16 protein-coding genes are annotated in these 19896 nt (G+C 63.4%); 9 read left to right on the forward strand and 7 right to left on the reverse strand.

The features are described 5' to 3' along the window. On the forward strand, window positions 1-83 hold an 83-nt coding region (locus AC3WK8_RS27740), incomplete at its 5' end, for a flagellar basal body rod C-terminal domain-containing protein (RefSeq protein WP_442964166.1). Between the two features lie 237 nt (window positions 84-320). Here the strand turns inward: AC3WK8_RS27740 and AC3WK8_RS27745 are convergent. Continuing rightward, window positions 321-3212: a ribonucleoside-diphosphate reductase subunit alpha gene (locus AC3WK8_RS27745; RefSeq protein ID WP_085596880.1), complete on the reverse strand. Its 2892-nt coding sequence runs from the start codon at window positions 3210-3212 to the stop codon at window positions 321-323. A gap of 760 nt (window positions 3213-3972) precedes the next feature. Between AC3WK8_RS27745 and AC3WK8_RS27750 the strand changes: the two genes are divergently transcribed. Further along, window positions 3973-4695: a response regulator gene (locus tag AC3WK8_RS27750; RefSeq protein ID WP_085596879.1), complete on the forward strand. Its 723-nt coding sequence runs from the start codon at window positions 3973-3975 to the stop codon at window positions 4693-4695. After that, complete coding sequence (locus AC3WK8_RS27755; RefSeq protein ID WP_103327066.1) at window positions 4692-6302, forward strand: ATP-binding protein; 1611 nt, start codon at window positions 4692-4694, stop codon at window positions 6300-6302. Before AC3WK8_RS27750 ends, AC3WK8_RS27755 begins: the two co-directional genes overlap by 4 nt. A gap of 3 nt (window positions 6303-6305) precedes the next feature. Here the strand turns inward: AC3WK8_RS27755 and AC3WK8_RS27760 are convergent, their stop codons facing one another. After that, window positions 6306-7031 (reverse strand): 4'-phosphopantetheinyl transferase family protein, encoded by a 726-nt coding sequence (locus AC3WK8_RS27760; protein ID WP_103327068.1) that lies wholly within the window; start codon window positions 7029-7031, stop codon window positions 6306-6308. 205 nt (window positions 7032-7236) lie between these two features. Here AC3WK8_RS27760 and AC3WK8_RS27765 point away from each other — a divergent pair, with 205 nt between their 5' ends. The 3 genes from AC3WK8_RS27765 (at window position 7237) to AC3WK8_RS27775 (ending at window position 9976) form a co-directional block, all read left to right on the forward strand. Then, a complete protein-coding gene (locus AC3WK8_RS27765; RefSeq protein ID WP_022640262.1) occupies window positions 7237-7839 on the forward strand; it encodes an outer membrane beta-barrel protein in 603 nt (200 codons plus the stop codon). 116 nt (window positions 7840-7955) lie between these two features. Next, window positions 7956-8633 (forward strand): response regulator, encoded by a 678-nt coding sequence (locus AC3WK8_RS27770; RefSeq protein WP_022640261.1) that lies wholly within the window; start codon window positions 7956-7958, stop codon window positions 8631-8633. Next, window positions 8630-9976 carry an ATP-binding protein gene (locus AC3WK8_RS27775; protein WP_103327069.1) on the forward strand — a complete coding sequence of 449 codons (1347 nt, stop codon included), beginning with the start codon at window positions 8630-8632 and terminating at the stop codon, window positions 9974-9976. The genes AC3WK8_RS27770 and AC3WK8_RS27775 overlap by 4 nt, the downstream gene beginning before the upstream one ends. Before the next feature lie 9 nt (window positions 9977-9985). Here AC3WK8_RS27775 and AC3WK8_RS27780 read toward each other — a convergent pair whose 3' ends face one another. Further along, entirely contained in the window at window positions 9986-10984 is a 999-nt protein-coding gene (locus AC3WK8_RS27780; protein ID WP_103327081.1) for an AraC family transcriptional regulator, read from the reverse strand. Window positions 10985-11319: 335 nt separating this feature from the next. Between AC3WK8_RS27780 and AC3WK8_RS27785 the strand changes: the two genes are divergently transcribed. Both AC3WK8_RS27785 and AC3WK8_RS27790 read left to right on the forward strand, forming a co-directional pair. After that, window positions 11320-12651, forward strand: coding sequence for a dicarboxylate/amino acid:cation symporter (locus AC3WK8_RS27785; protein WP_022640258.1), 1332 nt, complete (start codon window positions 11320-11322; stop codon window positions 12649-12651). Window positions 12652-12798: 147 nt separating this feature from the next. Next, window positions 12799-13980 carry a CaiB/BaiF CoA transferase family protein gene (locus AC3WK8_RS27790; protein ID WP_103327071.1) on the forward strand — a complete coding sequence of 394 codons (1182 nt, stop codon included), beginning with the start codon at window positions 12799-12801 and terminating at the stop codon, window positions 13978-13980. A 7-nt stretch (window positions 13981-13987) separates the two neighbouring features. Here AC3WK8_RS27790 and AC3WK8_RS27795 read toward each other — a convergent pair whose 3' ends face one another. Continuing rightward, window positions 13988-14482 (reverse strand): SprT family zinc-dependent metalloprotease, encoded by a 495-nt coding sequence (locus tag AC3WK8_RS27795; protein WP_103327073.1) that lies wholly within the window; start codon window positions 14480-14482, stop codon window positions 13988-13990. Between the two features lie 146 nt (window positions 14483-14628). Continuing rightward, entirely contained in the window at window positions 14629-15231 is a 603-nt protein-coding gene (locus tag AC3WK8_RS27800; protein ID WP_085596871.1) for a Yip1 family protein, read from the reverse strand. A 283-nt stretch (window positions 15232-15514) separates the two neighbouring features. Between AC3WK8_RS27800 and ttcA the strand changes: the two genes are divergently transcribed. After that, window positions 15515-16339: a tRNA 2-thiocytidine(32) synthetase TtcA gene (gene ttcA / locus AC3WK8_RS27805; protein ID WP_022640254.1), complete on the forward strand. Its 825-nt coding sequence runs from the start codon at window positions 15515-15517 to the stop codon at window positions 16337-16339. A gap of 46 nt (window positions 16340-16385) precedes the next feature. On the opposite strand, the gene AC3WK8_RS27810 is transcribed toward ttcA, so the two are convergent. Both AC3WK8_RS27810 and arnT read right to left on the reverse strand, forming a co-directional pair. After that, complete coding sequence (locus AC3WK8_RS27810) at window positions 16386-17921, reverse strand: ArnT family glycosyltransferase (protein WP_103327075.1); 1536 nt, start codon at window positions 17919-17921, stop codon at window positions 16386-16388. Window positions 17922-18040: 119 nt separating this feature from the next. Further along, window positions 18041-19774, reverse strand: coding sequence for a lipid IV(A) 4-amino-4-deoxy-L-arabinosyltransferase (arnT, locus tag AC3WK8_RS27815; RefSeq protein ID WP_103327077.1), 1734 nt, complete (start codon window positions 19772-19774; stop codon window positions 18041-18043). Between the last annotated feature and the right edge of the window lie 122 nt (window positions 19775-19896).

Consider the following 19896-nt stretch of genomic DNA (forward strand, 5'->3'; position numbering starts at 1 on the left):
AGGCCCAGAGCAACTACCAGGCGAACGCCAAGACCATCTCCACCCAGAGCACCATCATGCAGACCATCATCCAGATGACCTGATGCCACTCTGGCGTGTTGGACAAGAAGCCCCTCTCTGAGGGGCTTTTTTATGCCTGTTCGCCGCTGGCTGGTCTTTGCGGGGGTGGCCCGGAGTGCGGGCGTGCGTCAGGCAGGGGGCTGGAGTTGTTCGCGAGGCCGCTAGCGCGGAGTTTGTCGCGGGCAAAAGAAAACCCCCGATACACCAGGGGCGTATCGGGGGTTGGCACAGGCGCCAATGAAGGCGCCTGTCTGCTCAGCTTATTGGCAAGCTTCGCAATCCGGCTCGTCGATGGCGCAAGCCTTCGGTACCGGGGCAGGACCGGCAGGGGCTGCCAGGACCGAGCTGTCACCGTGGTCGCCGCCGCTGGAAACAGCGTTCAGCTTGCCGGTGTTGATGGTGGACTTCTCGGTGCTGGTGGCGGCCAGTGCACGGAGGTAGTAAGTGGTTTTCAGGCCACGGTACCAGGCCATGCGGTAGGTCACGTCCAGCTTCTTGCCCGAAGCGCCGGCGATGTACAGGTTCAGCGACTGGGCCTGGTCGATCCACTTCTGGCGACGGGAGGCGGCATCGACGATCCACTTGGTCTCGACTTCGAACGCGGTGGCGTACAGGTCCTTCAGTTCTTGCGGGATACGCTCGATCTGCTGTACCGAGCCGTCGTAGTACTTCAGGTCGTTGATCATGACCGAGTCCCACAGGCCGCGAGCCTTGAGGTCGCGTACCAGGTACGGGTTGATCACGGTGAACTCGCCCGACAGGTTCGATTTCACGTACAGGTTCTGGTAGGTCGGCTCGATCGACTGCGATACGCCAGTGATGTTGGCGATGGTGGCGGTTGGCGCGATGGCCATGATGTTCGAGTTGCGGATGCCTTTCTTCACGCGTTCGCGGATCGGTGCCCAGTCCAGGGACTCTTCCAGGTTGACGTCGATGTACTTCTGGCCGCGGGCCTCGATCAGGATCTGCTGGCTGTCCAGCGGCAGGATGCCCTTGGACCACAGCGAGCCGTCGAAGGTCTGGTAGGCGCCGCGCTCATCGGCCAGGTCGCAGGAAGCCTGGATGGCGTAGTAGCTGACTGCTTCCATCGACTTGTCGGCGAAGTTCACAGCGGCGTCGGAGCCATACGGGATGTGCTGCAGGTACAGCGCGTCCTGGAAACCCATGATGCCCAGGCCCACTGGACGGTGCTTGAAGTTCGAGTTCTGCGCTTGCGGCACCGAGTAGTAGTTGATGTCGATCACGTTGTCGAGCATGCGCACGGCGGTCTTGACGGTGCGTGCCAGCTTGGCGGTATCCAGCTTGCCGTCGACGATGTGGTTCGGCAGGTTGATCGAGCCCAGGTTGCAGACGGCGATCTCGTCCTTGTTGGTGTTCAGGGTGATCTCGGTGCACAGGTTCGAGCTGTGGACCACGCCCACGTGCTGCTGCGGCGAGCGCAGGTTGCATGGGTCCTTGAAGGTCAGCCATGGGTGGCCGGTCTCGAACAGCATCGACAGCATCTTGCGCCACAGGTCTTTGGCCTGGATGGTCTTGAATACCTTGATCTTGTTGTACTCGGTCAGGGCTTCGTAGTACTCGTAGCGCTCTTCGAAGGCCTTGCCGGTCAGGTCGTGCAGGTCAGGCACTTCCGATGGCGAGAACAGGGTCCACTTGCCGTCGTCGAAGACGCGCTTCATGAACAGATCCGGGATCCAGTTGGCGGTGTTCATGTCGTGGGTGCGGCGACGGTCGTCACCGGTGTTCTTGCGCAGCTCGAGGAATTCCTCGATGTCCAGGTGCCAGGTTTCCAGGTAGGCGCAGACCGCTCCCTTGCGCTTGCCGCCCTGGTTGACCGCGACGGCGGTGTCGTTGACCACTTTCAGGAATGGCACGACGCCTTGGGACTTGCCGTTGGTGCCCTTGATGTACGAGCCCAGGGCGCGTACCGGGGTCCAGTCGTTGCCCAGGCCGCCGGCGAATTTCGACAGCATGGCGTTGTCGTGGATGGCGCCGTAGATGCCCGACAGGTCATCCGGAACCGTGGTCAGGTAGCAGCTGGACAGCTGCGGGCGCAGGGTACCGGCGTTGAACAGGGTCGGGGTCGAAGCCATGTAGTCGAAGGACGACAACAGGTTGTAGAACTCGATGGCGCGGTCTTCGCGTTGTTTCTCTTCGATCGCCAGGCCCATGGCCACGCGCATGAAGAAGATCTGAGGCAGTTCGAAGCGCACGCCATCCTTGTGGATGAAGTAGCGGTCGTACAGGGTCTGCAGGCCCAGGTAGGTGAACTGCTGGTCACGCTCGTGGTTGATGGCCTTGCCCAGTTTCTCCAGGTCGAATTCGGCCAGTACCGGGTTCAGCAGTTCGAACTCCACGCCCTTGGCGACGTAGGCCGGCAGGGCCTTGGCGTACAGGTCGGCCATCTCGTGGTGGGTGGCGCTTTCGGCGACGCCCAGGAAGCCCAGGGCTTCGGCGCGCAGGGTGTCCATCAGCAGGCGGGCAGTGACGAACGAGTAGTTGGGCTCGCGCTCCACCAGGGTGCGGGCGGTCATCACCAGGGCGGTGTTGACGTCCTTGATGGCCACGCCGTCGTACAGATTCTTCAGGGTTTCGCGCTGGATCAGGTCGCCGTCGACTTCTTCCAGGCCTTCGCAGGCTTCGCTGACGATGGTGCCCAGGCGGCCCATGTCCAGGGGCGCGAAGCTGCCGTCGGCGCGGGTGATGCGGATCGAAGGGTGGGCGTTCACCGGCTCTTCGCTGCTGGAACGGGTGGCGCGTTCCTTGGCACGGGAGTCGCGATAGATCACGTAGTCGCGGGCGACTTTCTGTTCGCCGGCGCGCATCAGGGCCAGTTCGACCTGGTCCTGGATCTCTTCGATATGGATGGTGCCGCCCGAAGGCATGCGACGCTTGAAGGTGGCAGTGACCTGTTCGGTCAGGCGTGCCACGGTGTCGTGGATTCGCGACGAGGCGGCAGCGGTGCCGCCTTCAACTGCGAGGAACGCTTTGGTGATAGCGACGGTGATCTTGTCGTCGGTGTAGGGAACGACAGTGCCGTTACGCTTGATCACGCGCAGTTGGCCAGGTGCGGTAGCAGACAGATCCAGGTTGGAATCGCCGGCCTGCGGCGCATGGGCCTGCGGGTTCTCGCGAGTTGTGTCGGTTTGCATGGGTGTCTCCACGTTCTCTATGTTTATTTGGGCACCAAGAAGGTGCCCACCGTTCCGTCCAGAAGCACTGCAGCCGGCACAGGCCGGCATGACGACTTCGGAACAGTTCAGGAAGGGGGCTTTTGGCGCCGCTTCCATGCCGAAGTCCTGGGTGCCGGGCATGGGCTCCGACACCTTGTTCCTGGGTGGCAGTCTGTTGCTGCAACACCCGTACCGTCTTCTCCTGGGCAGGGTGGAAAACGGTGCCATCCGCACGCGCGGTGTTGGTCTTCTAAAACAGCGATTGGTTCCACCAAACGGGCGCAAGAAAAGCGCTTGAGTTTCTTGTCTGAATTGTGTTTGGTTTTTTGGGCAAAACCCTAGATATAGGGTTTTTTTGCCGCCGGGCTACAAGATAATGCGTTTGGGGGGTGGTTGCAACGTACGGCCTGTGGATAAGTTTGTGCGTAAAGTGTGCATGGACTGGGTAAAACTCTCGCAGCCCGCAGTCCCACTGCATGGAACCGTTTGTCACTGTTTTTTACCTGCAAAAATTGCCCGGGGAAGGATTTTTGCGGGCGCGAACCCTATCACAAAAAACCGTCCTGTCCGAGCCGTTTCAGTGGCTTGTATGAAGGCCTGCGGCGGTTGCTACAATCCGTCGCGATCCACCGCGCAAGGCGTCTCCTTCAGGGCCGGTTATCGGCCTTTTTCATGACAGAAGGATGTACGCGTTCGGTTGCGCCCAATGCTGGCAACAAAAAACAAGAAGAGGTCGAGCGTGGAGCAAGAAGCCTGGCAGGTACTGATTGTCGAGGATGACCAGCGTCTGGCTGAGTTGACCCGGGAATATCTGGAGAGCAACGGATTGCGGGTGGCGATCGAGGGCAACGGCGCCCTGGCCGCCGCGCGGATCATCGCCGAGCAGCCGGACCTGGTGATCCTCGACCTGATGCTGCCGGGGGAAGACGGCCTGAGCATCTGCCGCAAGGTCCGCGCCCGCTACGACGGGCCGATCCTCATGCTCACCGCGCGCACCGACGACATGGACCAGGTCATGGGCCTGGACCTGGGGGCCGATGACTATGTCTGCAAGCCGGTGCGCCCGCGCTTGCTGCTGGCGCGGATCCAGGCCCTGCTACGGCGCAGCGAGGCGCCGGAGCCTGCCCAGGAGAAGACCCGGCGCCTGCAGTTCGGTCCCCTGGTAGTGGACAACGCCCTGCGCGAGGCCTGGTTGTGCGATGCCGGGATCGAGCTCACCAGCGCCGAGTTCGACCTGCTGTGGCTGCTGGTGGCCAATGCCGGGCGAATCCTGTCCCGCGAGGAAATCTTCACGGCCTTGCGCGGTATCGGTTATGACGGCCAGGACCGCTCCATCGACGTACGCATCTCCCGCATCCGTCCCAAGATCGGCGACGACCCGGAGCATCCGCGGCTGATCAAGACCATCCGCAGCAAGGGGTACCTGTTCGTGCCCGAAGCCGCTGCCGACATGCCATCGTGAACTCGATCTTCCTGCGTATCTACGGCGGCATGTGCGCCGCCCTGGTCCTGGTGGCGCTGCTGGGGGTGCTGGCCCTGCACTTGCTCAACCAGGTGCGTAGCGAGCAATACCGCGAGCGCCTGGCCCATGGCACTTTCTCCCTGATGGCCGACAACCTGCAGCCGATGAGCGAGATCGAGCGTCGCCGGGCCCTGGCCGTCTGGGAGCGGCTGCTGGGCATTCCCCTGAGCCTCAAGACTTTCAGCCAGACCGACCTGGATAGCAGCCAGCGTGGCCGGGTGCTGCGCGGCCAGGCCCTGGTGGAGCAGACCGGCCCGTTCGCGGCCCGGGTCTACCGCCTGGTCAGCGACAAGGAACAACTGCTGCTCAGCGCCGAGGTCCAGCAGATCAGCGAGCAACTGGCCCGGGCCACCATCTATCTGCTGGCGGACGAGTTGGTACGCTATCCCGTGGCCGAGCAGCCCCAGCGCCTGGCGGCGTTGAAGCAGGACAAGGGGTTCGGCTTCGACATGCACTTGTCGACCCTGGATGCCACCGACATGGACGATGACCAGCGCCGCCGGGTCGCCGAAGGCGATACCGTGATGGCGCTGGGCAAGGGGGGAGATTCGATCCGGGTGTTCGCCGGGCTGGTGGGTACGCCCTGGGTGCTGGAGATAGGCCCGCTGTACCAGATGAATCCCTATCCGCCGCAGTGGCTGGTGTTGATCGCGGTGCTGGGCTTGAGCCTGATCGGCTTGATCGTCTATCTGCTGGTGCGCCAGCTGGAGCGCCGGGTCAATGGCCTGGAGGCCGCTGCCACGCGTATCGCCAAGGGCAGCCTGGAAGTCCGGGTGCCGGCCAGGGGCGCGGATTCGGTAGGGCGCCTGGCGGCGGCCTTCAACGACATGGCCGAACACCTGCAGCGGTTGCTGGCGATCCAGCGCGAGCTGGTACGTGCTGTATCCCATGAGTTGCGGACCCCGGTGGCGCGCCTGCGTTTCGGTCTGGAGATGATTGCCACCGCGAGTACCGACCAGGCACGGCACAAGCATCTGGACGGCATGGACAACGACATCCAGGACCTCGACCGGCTGGTGGACGAGATGCTCACCTATGCTCGCCTGGAGCAGGGTTCGCCGGCCCTGAATTTCCAGCGGGTCGACCTGGACGCCCTGATCAACCAGGTGATCGGCGAACTGGCGCCGTTGCGCGCCAACCTCCAGGTCCAGCGTGGCCTGTGCCTGTCGGCCGCCGATTGCGATGGTGCCTGGGTCGAGGCCGAGCCGCGTTACCTGCACCGCGCGCTGCAGAACCTGGTGGGCAACGCCATGCGGCATGCCGAGTCCCAGGTGACCGTCAGCTACCAGGTGGGCCAGTCGCGCTGTCGGGTGGATGTGGAGGACGATGGCCCTGGAGTGCCCGAGAGCGCCTGGGAGAAAATCTTCACGCCATTCCTGCGCCTGGATGACAGTCGGACCCGGGCGTCCGGCGGCCATGGATTGGGGCTGTCGATCGTGCGGCGGATCATCTACTGGCACGGTGGCCGGGCACTGATCGGTCGCAGCAAGAGCCTGGGCGGCGCCTGCTTCAGCCTCAGCTGGCCACGGCAGCAGGAGCCGCGCTAAGGCTCAGGCGGAAATGGCCACGAGGCTCAAGACCTGCCCGTCCTCGACGGTGAACTGGCCGTCGAGCTCGCGACCCTGGTGCCACTCCTCGGACAACTCGGTCAGCAAGCGCAGGCGCACTTGACCATCGAGGTTCCACTCCAGCACCTCGGCATGCTCGAAATAGAAATTCTTGCGCACCAGCGGGTACAGGGTCTTGTACAGGCTTTCCTTGATCGAGAAGGTCAGGGTCACCGCCAGGGCGTGCAGTTCGTCTGGTAGCTGGTCGCGGCGCTGCAGCTCGGCGGGGGTCAGGATATGTCCTGCCAGGTTGGCCGAGCGTTCTCTCTCGAGCATCACTTCCAGGTCCATGCCCAGGGCTCGCCAATGTTGTTTATCGGCGACGATGGCCGCGGCGCGGCCGGTACTGTGGGTGATCGAGCCGCAGATATGCTCCGGCCACACCGGTGCACGGTCATCGCCGATCGCCGGTACCCAGTCCAGTCCTTGCAATTGCCACAAGGCGTTCCGGGCGCATAGGCGCCCGGCGAGGAACTCGGCCTGGCGCTTGGCCACCGAGCGCTGGATGTTCGCTGGGGCCTCGATGCCGCTGCGCTGGAAGTCGTCGGCAGCCAACTGCTTGGAGTCGAACCGGGTACTGAGCAGGAGGGTATTGGGCAAGGCCTCCGGCAGGGGCCAGGAAGCTTGCGGGACGGTACAGCAGGCGGGGAGGAGTCGGCGTTCGTTCATGGCCGCTAGTGTGCCGGGTTGCGCCCAGGGAAGGTAGTCATGCGCTCTATAAAGAGAGCCGGCTGGCGCTGCGAACAGTTGCCGGGCGCAATGCCTTGGGGCGCGCCGGTTCAGGAAAGGTTAAGGGGATGTTCAGTGGGAGTTCAGGGCGGGACGTTTACTCTTGCGCCTTACCTAAACGTCAATAGCGCAAAGGAAGTTTCCTATGACTTCGTTGAAAAAACTGCTGCTGGCCTTTACCGTTCTCGGTGCCAGCGCTGCCGCCCAGGCCGCTGACAGCAACTTCGCCAGCCTGTCCTTCGGCCAGACCAGCGACAAGATCAAGAAATCCGGTTCGCTCAACAACAATCTCGGCCATCCGAATACCGATGGCGTGATCGGCAAGGACAACACCTGGGGGCTGCGGGTTGGTCAGCAGAATGACCAGGGCCGCTACTACGCTACCTACGACTACGTTTCCGGCTCGCACAATGGCATTAAACTGCGTCAGCAGAACCTGCTGGGCAGTTATGACCGGTTCCTGCCGGTGACCAGCAGCACCCGGCTGTTCGGCGGCGCCAGTGCCGGCCTGACCAAGCTGACCCAGAAGTCCCCTGGGTTCAGCCATGACAGCGATATCGGTTATGCGCTGGGGGTGCAGGCCGGTGTCCTGCAGCAGGTTTCACAAAATGCCTCGGTGGAGCTCGGCTATCGGTACCTGCGCAGCAATGCCGGAACCCAGATGAGCGAGCGGGGCGGTGGCAAGCAGGGTTCGCTGAGTCTCACCAGCAGCGCCCAGACCTATCTCTCGGCCAACTACGCTTTCTGAAGCGGCCGGGCTTGAACCACGCCGGACCTTGCCTTGGGCACGGTCCGGCGTTGGCGTATTAATCATCTGGGCGCAGGAGTGCCCCGCAGACGTCGAATTTTGCCTGGGAGAGCATTATGAAATTGCTGGTCGTCGAGGATGAGGCGCTGTTGCGTCATCACTTGCAAACCCGCCTTACCGACAGCGGTCATGTCGTCGAGTCCGTGGCCAATGCCGAAGAGGCGCTGTACCAGACCGAGCAGTTCAACCACGACCTGGCGGTGATCGACCTGGGCCTGCCTGGCATGGGCGGGCTGGATCTGATCCGGCAGCTGCGCGCCCGGGGCAAGACGTTCCCGATCCTCATCCTCACGGCCCGTGGCAACTGGCAGGACAAGGTCGAGGGCCTGGCCACCGGCGCCGACGACTATGTGGTCAAGCCATTCCAGTTCGAGGAGCTGGAAGCCCGGCTCAATGCGTTGCTGCGGCGCTCCAGCGGTTTCACCCAGTCGACCATAGTCGCCGGCCCACTGCTGCTGGACCTCAATCGCAAGCAGGCGTCCCTGGACGAGCAGCCCCTGGCCCTGACGGCCTACGAATACCGGATCCTCGAATACCTGATGCGCCATCACCAGCAAGTAGTGGCCAAGGACCGGCTGATGGAGCAGTTGTATCCGGACGATGACGAGCGCGACCCGAATGTCATCGAGGTGCTGGTGGGGCGGTTGCGGCGCAAGCTTGAAGCGCCGTCGGGCTTCAAGCCGATCGACACGGTGCGCGGCCTGGGCTATCTGTTCAATGAGCGCTGCCGATGATTCGTTCGCTACGCCTGCGCTTGATGTTGGCCGCAACCATCCTCGCGGTCCTGTTCATGCTGGCCTTGCTGCCAGCCATGCAGGGCGCTTTCAGCCTGGCCCTGCAAGACTCCATCGAGCAGCGCCTGGCTTCGGACGTCACCACCCTGATCTCGGCTGCGCGCATCGAGGACAACCGCCTGCAAATGCCGGCTCAATTGCCCGACGAGCGTTTCAATCTCGCCGATAGCCGGCTGCTGGGCTACATCTACGATCGCGAGGGGCACCTGGTCTGGCGTTCCCGGGCCACCCAGGAAGAGAACATCAACTACCGGCCGCGCTACGACGGACGTGGCAACGAGTTCGCCCGGATCCGCGAGGCCAATGGCCAGGAGTTCTTCGTCTACGACGTCGAGATCAAGCTGCTGGGAGGCAAGAGCGCGGCGTTCAGCATCGTCGCCTTGCAGCCGGTGCGCGAGTACCAGCAGACCCTGGAAGGGGTGCGCGAGAACCTCTACCTGGGCTTCGGTGCGGCGTTGCTGGTGCTGCTGGCGCTGCTCTGGCTGGGCTTGACCTGGGGATTGCAGGCGCTGCGACGCCTGAGCCAGGAGCTGGACCAGATCGAGAGCGGCACCCGCCAGAGCCTGAGCGAGGAACATCCGCGCGAGCTGCTGCGCCTGACGGGGTCGCTCAACCGCCTGCTGCAAAGCGAGCGCGACCAGCGTAGCCGCTATCGGGACTCCCTGGACGATCTGGCCCACAGCCTCAAGACCCCACTGACGGTATTGCAAGGGGTCAGCGAGGACATGGCCCTGCGACCCCAGGATCGTGAGCAGGCCTGGGTCCTGCAAACCCAGATCGAACGCATGAGCCAGCAGATCAGCTACCAGCTGCAGCGAGCCAGCCTGCGCAAGAGCGGCCTGGTGCGCCACCAGGTACGCCTGCGGCCATTGTTGCAGAGCCTGTGCGACACCCTGGACAAGGTCTATCGCGACAAGCGGGTACGGGTCTCGTTCGACCTGCCCGAGCGTTGCTACTTGCCGATCGAGCACGGTGCCTTGCTGGAGCTGCTGGGCAACCTGCTGGAAAACGCCTACCGCCTGTGCCTGGGGTCGGTGCGCATCAGCGTGCGCGAGAGCCTCGATGGTTCCGAGTTGTGCGTGGAGGACGACGGGCCGGGAGTGCCGCCGGACCAGCGGGCACGGATCCTCCAGCGTGGCGAGCGCCTGGATCGCCAGCATCCGGGGCAGGGCATCGGCCTGGCGGTGGTCAAGGACATCATCGAAAGCTACGGCGCGCGCCTGGCCCTGGGGGATTCGGCCCTGGGCGGGGCGGCCTTCCGGATTCACTTCCCGGTCCTTTAGCGTGGTTGCTCACTGGGTCCGGGCGCGATAGGCGCCCGGGGTCAGCCCGGTCCATTTCTTGAAGGCCCGATGGAAGGCCGATGGTTCGGAAAACCCCAGTTGTTCGGCGATCTGTTGCAACGACAGGTCGGCGCGCCCCAGGTGATAGATGGCGATATCGCGCCGCAGCTCGTCCTTGAGTTCCTGGAAGCTCAAGCCTTCTTCCCGTAGATGCCGGCGCAGGGTCTGGGGGCTGATGTGCATGTGCTGGGCGACGCTTTCCAGGTCCGGCCAGTGTTCACGATCGCGGGCCAGCAGGCGGCGCAGCTGGTTGGCGAGGCTGTCGCCTTCATCGGGGCGCGACAGCAGGTCGGCGGGGGAGCGTTCGAGAAAGTGCTTGAGGGTCCGTTCATCCTGCAGCAAGGGCATGCCCAGGTAGCGGCTGTGGAACAGCAAGCTGCTGTGGGGCTGGTCGAACTGCAGCGGGCAGGGGAAGAGCAAGTCGTATTCCGCCCCGTGTTCAGGGCGCGGATAGCTGAAGCAGGCTTGTTCCAGGCGGACTCGCTGGCCGATCAGCCAGCTGCCCAGCCGGTGCCAGATCACCAGCAGGCATTCGCTGAGAAAGTGCTCGGGGTCCCAGAGGGCGGAGTCGTCCAGGCTCAGGCGGGCCATGTCTCCTTCACGCGTCAGGCTCAGCCGCGGGGCCTGCGGGAATAGGCTATAAAACAGTAATCCGCGATGGAGTGCCTTCTCCAGGGTGCGGCAGTGGATCAGGGCGTGGCACATCATGGCGAAGGTCCCGGGTTTGCTCGGTCCATCACCGAACCCCAGGTATTCGTCGTCCATTTCCAGCCATAGCTGTTGCAGCAGCTGGGTGAACTGCTCGGGAGCGATGCGGGCCCTGGGCTGGTGCAGTAACTCGGGGCTGATGCCCAGGCGCTGCAGCAGCGGCAGGTAGTCATAGCCGCGACGATGCGCGCCGCCGAGGGCGGCCCGGGCAAAGTGGCTGGCGATAGTACGTTCGCGCATGCAGGCAGGTCCGTCCATTGAGTGGCGGATATTAGCCAGCACCTCCATGAGGGAACAAGGCGGATATCCGCCAAATTGTAGGACGAGAATCGACGAGTGGGCGGAAATCCGCCAAGTTCATCGTTGCTCACTGGAAACGGAGTTCGGTTCTAACCCCTTGTTTTAAAAGGCTTGTATGGATTTTTTACAAGGTGGCACGGGCCTTGCGATAGAGCCTGCAGATCTGCCTGTACGCAGCTCGACACAACAAATCCCTCCAGCGCAGGAGGGTTCGCACTTTAGGCACCGCATGCCGTGATGGAAGCAGCATGCCGGGGCTCTTGAGGAACTTTGCAATGACGACTCGTCAGCCACTGTACAAATCCCTGTATTTCCAGGTGATCGTTGCCATCGCCATCGGCATCCTGCTCGGTCACTTCTATCCCCAGGCGGGCGTGGCCCTCAAGCCCTTGGGTGACGGCTTCATCAAACTGATCAAGATGGTCATCGCGCCGATCATTTTCTGCACCGTGGTGAGTGGTATCGCCGGCATGCAGAACATGAAGTCGGTGGGCAAGACCGGTGGCTACGCGCTGCTGTACTTCGAAATCGTTTCCACCATCGCCCTGCTGATCGGCCTGGTGGTGGTCAACGTCGTGCAGCCGGGCGCCGGCATGCATATCGACGCCTCGACCCTGGACGCCTCGAAAGTCGCCGCCTACGTGACTGCCGGTAGCGAGCAGAGCGTCGTCGCCTTCATTCTCAACGTCATCCCGGCGACCATCGTCGGTGCCTTTGCCAACGGCGACATCCTGCAAGTGCTGATGTTCTCGGTGATCTTCGGTTTCGCCCTGCATCGCCTGGGCGCCTACGGCAAGCCGATCCTGGACTTCATCGACCGTTTCGCCCATGTGATGTTCAACATCATCAACATGATCATGAAGCTGGCTCCCCTGGGCGCGCTGGGTGCCATGGCGTTCACCATCGGCGCCTACGGCGTGGGTTCGCTGGTGCAACTGGGCCAGCTGATGATCTGCTTCTACATCACCTGCGTGCTGTTCGTGCTGGTGGTCCTGGGCGCCATCTGCCGTGCCCACGGCTTCAGCGTGATCAAGCTGATCCGCTACATCCGTGAGGAACTGCTGATCGTACTGGGCACTTCCTCCTCGGAGTCGGCGCTGCCACGCATGCTGATCAAGATGGAGCGCCTGGGCGCCAAGAAGTCGGTGGTCGGCCTGGTGATCCCTACCGGTTACTCCTTCAACCTGGACGGCACCTCGATCTACCTGACCATGGCCGCGGTGTTCATCGCCCAGGCCACCGACAGCCACATGGACATCACCCACCAGATCACCCTGCTGTTGGTGTTGCTGCTGTCCTCCAAGGGTGCTGCCGGCGTCACCGGTAGCGGCTTCATCGTCCTGGCGGCCACCCTGTCGGCCGTGGGCCACCTGCCAGTGGCCGGCCTGGCGCTGATCCTCGGCATCGACCGCTTCATGTCCGAAGCCCGTGCCCTGACCAACCTGGTGGGCAACGCCGTGGCCACCTTGGTGGTCGCCAAGTGGGTCAAGGAGCTGGACGAAGACCAGCTGCAAGCCGAGCTGGCATCCGGTGGCCGGGCGATCATCGATACCCGCGAAACCGACGACCTGGGCGTGGCCGAAGGCCCGGCGCCAAGCGTCAAGTAAGCTGCGTTGTCCATGAAAAACCCGCTTCGGCGGGTTTTTTATTGCCCGGGACTTGAGCGCAACGGTCATTGCCGCTGACCGTTGCGGTGATTGGCGGACGTGCCGTGGCTGCCTACTCTGTGGGCAGTCGATCAGAAGGAGAGGCACATGCAAGGGCCGTTGGCGTCACTCAAGGTACTGGATTTCTCCACCCTGCTGCCGGGGCCGTTCGCTTCGCTGCTGCTGGCGGACATGGGCGCGCAGGTGCTGCGCATCGAGTCACCGACCCGCATGGACTTGCTGCGGGTCCTGCCGCCCCACGACCAGGGCGTATCGGCCAGCCATGCCTACCTCAACCGCAACAAGCGCAGCCTGGCCCTGGACCTGAAGCGACCCGAGGCCCTGGAAGTGGTACGGCAACTGGTGCAGGACTACGACATCGTCCTCGAGCAGTTCCGCCCGGGAGTGATGGAGCGCCTGGGGCTGGGCTACGAGGCCTTGAAGGCGATCAAGCCGGGGCTGATCTACGTGTCCATCACCGGCTACGGCCAGACCGGCCCCTACAAGGACCGCGCCGGGCACGACATCAACTACCTGGCCCTGGCCGGCCTGGCCAGCCAGACCGGCCGCCGGGAACAAGGGCCGTTGCCCCTGGGGATCCAGGCGGCGGACATCGCCGGCGGTTCCCTGCACGGGGTGATCGGCCTGCTGGCCGCGGTGATCGCCCGCCAGCACAACGGCCAGGGCCAGCACCTGGACGTGAGCATGACCGATTGCGTGTTCAGCCTCCACGCCATGGCCGGTGCCGGCTACCTGGCTTGTGGGGTGGAGCCCGGCATGGAGCAGCAAGTGCTCAACGGTGGCAGTTTCTATGACTACTACCGTACCCGCGACGGGCGCTGGTTGTCGGTGGGCAGCCTGGAGCCGGGGTTCATGCAGCAGTTGTGCGCGGCCCTGGGGCGGCCGGAGCTGGCGGCCCAGGGGCTGTCGCCTGTTCCCGAACAGCAGCAAGCCCTCAAGCAGGCCCTGCAGGTCGAATTCGAGAAGCATGATTTTGCCAAGTTGTGCCGGCTGTTCGAGGGCCTGGATGCCTGTGTCGAGCCGGTTCTGGGCCTGGCCGAGGCCTTGGAGCATCCACAATTGCAGGCGCGCCAGCTGGTCAGCCAGGTGCCCCGCGAGGACGGCAGCCGGCAGGCGCAGATCGCTTGTCCGCTGAAGTTTTCCGCGGGCCTGCCCGAGCCGCGACATGTCGGTGCAAGGCTGGGGGCCCATTCCGCCGAGGTGTTGGCGGAGCTGGGATACGACGCCGAGCGGATCGAGGCATTGCGACGCGACCGGGTGATCGCCTAGGGGCAGGTCATTCGACCCGGGTTTCGCCGCTGTAGACCAGCGTCTGCCGGCAGCGCCTGCACAGGTAGCGCCGCCCCTGGGCCACCAGCTTGTGGCGCTGGGCGGAAAACGGAAAATCGCTCTGGGCGCAGGGGCAGCGGTAGATATAGCGGGTCACGCTGCGCCGCTGCACCTCGTAGGTATGGCAGCGATTGGGCGGCAGTTCGTAGACCCCGCGCATGATCAACTGCCACTCCTCGCCATGGGGCTGGATGCGGTCGCCGAACAGCTGGTGGGCGATCAGGTGCGCCACTTCGTGGGCCACGGTCTGCTTGAGGAAGTCCTCGGTGTTCTCCCGGTACAGCTGCGGGTTGAAGCGCAGCAGGTTCTCGTGCAGGTGGGCGACCCCGGCTTTCTGGCCACGCAACTTGAGGCTGACCACTGGGCGCTTGAAGGGACGTTTGAAAAAGGATTCAGCGAGTAGGAAACAGTCTTCGACGCGGGTATTGAGTTGCTCGGGCATGCTTGGCGGTTCTCCAGAGCGCTCGAGTATGCCGCAAAGGCCGCTGAATCCGAACCGCCCAGCCGCCCAATGGTCATCCCCGGAAAGAGGAAGGCCGCCTTGCGGCGGCCTGTATTGGCAGACAGAGGATTATTATTGGCGCGGCGTCAGTTGGTGTAGATGGGGCCGACGCCCAGGCCCCAGACGATGACGGTGAACGCCATGATCGCCACCAGCACCACCAATCCCACCGCCAGTACCGAGCTGGAGAACAGGAAACCTTCATCGGACGGGATGTTCATGAAGGTCGGCAGCCCGACGTAGAGCAGGTAGACCGTGTAGCAGATGGCCGCCGTGCCGACGATCATGCCCAGCCACATGTGTGGATAGAGCGCCGCCAGGCCGCCGACGAACAACGGGGTCGCGGTATAGGTGGCGAAGGCTACGCAGCGGGCCAGGCTCGGATTGGCGTCGTAGGTGCGGGCCATCCAGTGGATGAAGCCGCCCATGACCCCGACACCGCCGAGCATGGCCAGGTACGACAGGATGGTCATCCACAGGGCGCTTTCACTGGTCAACATCACCGGCGCGCGACTGCCGATGACCCAGCCGACCTGGGTGGTACCGATGAAGGCCGAGATGGCGGGGATCGCCGCCAGGATCAACGTGTGGGTGAGGTACATGTGGCTGATGCTTTCTTCGGCATCGCCACGGATGTCCCGCCATTCCTGATCGGGGTGGGTGAAGAGTCCTACGACATGATGAATCATGGTCAGTCACTCCTTTGTTGTTGCCATCGCCCCCCAGCGGAGCGCTACAACCACGTGGCACAGTGCAGGTCTGTATGTGCGACCTTATGTCGCAGTATAGGGAGGAGTTGTCGCCAGATGTACGCCTCTTTAGAGCAAATTGCGCTGTAAAAACCTGGGCTAATCGCCAGGACCTCTGTCACTTTGGACTCGGTGGCCGCTGCTCGGCAGCGCTTTCGCGGGGCGGGTGTTTTTGCGTAAAATGTCCGGCTTTTCGTCACACACCTCGCGGATTCCAAGCGCCATGGGCACTCTTACGGTCAACCAGAACAAACTGCAGAAACGCCTTCGCCGGCAGGCGGGCGAAGCGGTCGCCGATTTCAACATGATCGAAGATGGCGACAAGGTCATGGTCTGCCTGTCCGGCGGCAAGGACAGCTACACCATGCTCGACGTGCTGCTGCACCTGCAGAAGGTGGCCCCGATCAAGTTCGAGATCGTCGCGGTGAACATGGACCAGAAGCAGCCTGGCTTTCCCGAGCACGTACTGCCGGCCTACCTCAAGGAACTGGGGATCGAGTACCACATCGTCGAGAAGGACACCTACTCGGTGGTCAAGGAGCTGGTGCCGGAAGGCAAGACTACCTGCTCGCTGTGCTCGCGCCTGCGTCGGGGCACCCTGTACACCTTCGCCGACGAGATCGGCGCGACCAAGATGGCCCTGGGTCACCATCGCGACGACATAGTCGAGACCTTCTTCCTCAACATGTTCTACAACGGCTCGCTCAAGGCCATGCCTCCCAAGTTGTTGGCCGACGACGGGCGTAACGTGGTGATCCGTCCGCTGGCCTACTGCAGCGAGAAGGACATCCAGGCCTATTCCGACCTCAAGCAGTTCCCGATCATCCCCTGCAACCTCTGTGGTTCCCAGGAGAACCTGCAGCGCCAGGTGGTCAAGGAAATGCTCCAGGAGTGGGAGCGCAAGAGCCCGGGTCGGACCGAGAGCATCTTCCGCGGCCTGCAGAACGTCATCCCGTCCCAGCTGGCGGACCGCAACCTGTTCGACTTCACCAGCCTGCGTATCGATGAAAGCGCCACGCCGCGCTTCGTCAACGTAGTGAATCTCTAAGCCCGGGAGTTTGCCGCGCCGCTCATTGCCGGCGCGGCGCGCTGTTTCATTCCGTGGCGGGATGGGGAATGAACGCCAGGTTGCCTTCCGCGGGTTTGCCGGCCAGCCGTTCGCCATTGGTCGGTTGGGTCCTGATCACCTGGTGATCGTCACCCAGGTACTCCAGCAACTGCGGGCCTTTGTTGTCCTGTGCCACGAAGATCAGGGTGCGCTGGGGGTCCCAGTGCTGGCCGCTGGTGCGCTCCAGCCAGGCCATGAAGTCGGCGCTGGTGCCGCGCTTCGGGAAATCCTGGTTCCCGGGCACGTAGTAGAACGGCGCCCCCTGGTTCTGCACGTACATCGGCAGCTTGTTGTCGACCTCCACCATCACCAGTCGCCATTGGTTCCAGGGAGCTATCCGGCTGGCCTCGGCCTTGACCTGCGCGGCGAAACCGAGCACTCCGCCACCGCCGTTGCTCCAGGGGTAGGCCAGCCCCAGCACCAACAGCATCACCATGGCGGCGCTGGCCAATCCCAGGTTCCAGCCGCGACTGCGCTCCCGGCCGAGGTCCCGTGCCAGCTCCAGCCGTCGGGACAGCCACCAGGCACCCAGCAACTGGGCGAAGGGCACCAGGGGCAGGACGTAGTAGCTGCGCCGGCTGCCGCTGGCGGTGAAAAACAGGAACAGCAAGCCCAGGGCCCAGACCAGCCAGCGTTCGTTGGCGTGCAACTGGCGCCAATGCCGGGTTGCGACCCAGAGCCCGAGGATCCAGCAAGGGGCCCAGGGCAAAGTGTAGAGCGGCAGGTACACCAGGTAGGTGTAGATCGGCCCGACATGGTCGAACGGTTCGAAGAAGCGGACGACGTTCTCGCGAAATACCAGGCTCAGGCCGCTTTCTCCGGAATGCGGCGTGCCATATAGATGCGAGAGCAGGAACGGCACCATGTACAAGACACCGGCCAGCAGTATTGCCAGGGCCAGGCGCAGGTTGAGGTGGCGCTTCCAGCGCCCCTGGGCCAGCAGATGCGGCAGCAGGATCAGGCCTGGCAGGACAAAGCCGATCAACCCCTTGAGCAGTGAGGTGATCGCCAAAATCAGGAAGAACACCGTGTAGCGGCCCAGGCGGGTATCTTCCGGGCCCCGCCAGTACCACCACACCGCGGCTAGCACCCCGCACACGGTGAGAATGTCGGCGGTGGCGACCCGGGCCCAGAAGACGAAATAGAAGGTGGTGGCCAGCATCCAGCCGGCGATCAGGCCCGTGCCCTTGCGCAACAGCTGCTCGCCCAGCCGGTACACCAGCCAGATGCTCAGCCAGGCGGCCAGTACCGAGGACAATCGTAGCGACCAATGTCCCAGGCCTCCGGTCAGCCAGGTGCTGGCGACGATCAGCCAGTAGGAGGGCAGGGGTTTGTCGTAATAGGGACTGCCCTTGAGATAGGGATCGAAGTAATCGCCGCTCTGCAGCATCTGCAGCACGATGTTGGCCCAGCGGGTTTCCGGGCCCCATAGTTCGCGCGAGCCCAGGCCGAGCAGCAGGATCAGGGCGGACACGCCGAGCAGCAGGGCCAGGGCCTTGCGTTCGTTGCTGTGGATCTTCATCGGTGGGATTTCCGTGGACAGGATCGAGGAAGAGGCGGTCCATCGCCGTCGCACGTGTAAAACGCCAGCGTTGGACTGGGCCGACGCTGACGTTGTCAGCAGGTATCAGGGTGCGCGGATCAGGGCTGGGTTGCCGGCAGGATCAGGATCACCAGGTTGCCCTTCGTATAGCGCTTGCCGCCTGGCGGCAGCAGCGCCAGCTCCTGGTTTTCCATCACATCCTTGACCCGCATGACCACCCCGACCGATCCCTGGCTGCGCGCCGCTTCCATCCACTGGCCGACGTTCTCCATGCTGACCTTGCGCTGGATCGAATCGGCGTATGCCAGGCCGTACTTCAGTTCGCTCTCGGTGTTGTACAGCGCCACCTCCGGGCGTTGCAGGCGCCAGGCCAAGGCCGATGCCGTGCCCAGGTCATTGCTCAACAGGGTCTTGCTTTGTTGCAGCTCCACAAGGTGTTCCTTGATGAACTGGTCGGGCATTTCCTTGTGGACGATCATCGCCGGCATGCCCGTCGGTAGCAGCGCCACCAGCAGCCAGATACCCAGGGCCGGTGCCGCCCAGTATTGCAGCGGTTTGGAGACGGGCAGCAGGTTGGCGATGATCCAGCCCATGAGCATGATGAACACCAGGGACAGGCCGAGCATTTCATCGTGGCCGTACACCGGCCGGGTGATCTGCAGGACCAGCAGCCCCACCAGGGCGCCAACGCCGATCGCCAGGTTGAGCAGGGCGTTGAGGCGGATCCCCCGGCCCTGGCCGGCGTTGATGCGCTCCACCAGGGCATGGCCCATGAGCACGGCCAGGGGCAGCAAGCACGGCATGATGTAGGTCGGCAGCTTGCCTCGACTCAGGCTGAAGAACGCCAGCGGCAGGATCATCCACAGCAGGAGGAAGCCCGTGGCGGCCTGGCGCTTGTCCTTCCAGGCCTGGAGCAGGGTGCCGGGCAGCAGGGCCGCCCACGGCAGGCTCGAAACCACCAGGATCGGCAAGTAGAACCACCATGGGCGGGTGTGCTGGGCGTTCTCGGCGGCAAAGCGGCGGATATGTTCATGCCAGAAGAAAAAACGCCAGAAGTCCGGTTCCTGGGCATGGATGCTCAGCACCCAGGGCAGGCTGATGAGCACCGCCACCAGCACCGCCACCAGGCCGTAGCGCAACAGTTGGCCGAGGCGGCGCTGCCAGAGCGCGTAGGGTAGGGCGATCAGCACCGGTAGCAGCCAGGCCAGGAAGCCCTTGGTCATGAACCCCATGCCACAGGCTGCGCCCAGGGCAGCCCAAGCCAGGAGGCGGGCGCGCACGGTTTGGCTGTGCAGGGCGAACCACAACGCCACCAGGCTCAGGTTGACCCACAAGGTGAACTGCGGGTCGAGGTTGGAATACCCGGCCTGGCCGGCCACCAGGCCGAAGCTCATGTACAGCAAGGCTGCGGTGAAACTCTTGCGTGGGTCGCTCCACATCCGGCGGGTGACCAGGTAGGCCAGTACCACGCTCAGGCCAGTGCTCACGGCGGAAGCGATACGCACGCCGAACAGGTTGTCGCCGAAGATGGCCTGGCCGATGGCGATCATCCAGTAGCCGGCAATGGGTTTTTCGAAGTAGCGGATGCCCATGAAGTGCGGTGCGACCCAATCGCCGCTCTGCAGCATTTCCTGGCTGATCTGCGCGTAGCGGGTTTCATCCGGGATCCACAAGCCATGGCCGGTCAGTGGCAGCAGGTAGAACAGGCCGAAGGCCAGCAAAAGAAAGAGCAGCCCCCAGCGTTGCAGGATGTCGGTCGTACTTGCACCCACGGTGTAGCCGACCGGCGTAGTGCTTGTTCCATAAGCCTGGGGTGGCAAGGTGCGGTGCATTGGTGTCCTCTAAGTCATCTGCTGGAAGCTGGGGCGTTACTTGTATCGAATGCAGCCGATAAAGCATTACTAGTTAGCAAGCTCAGTATTTTTAGCTCGCAAAGAGTTCCAGGTGGTCGTCG

This window comes from Pseudomonas sp. FW507-12TSA (genome assembly GCF_058781435.1).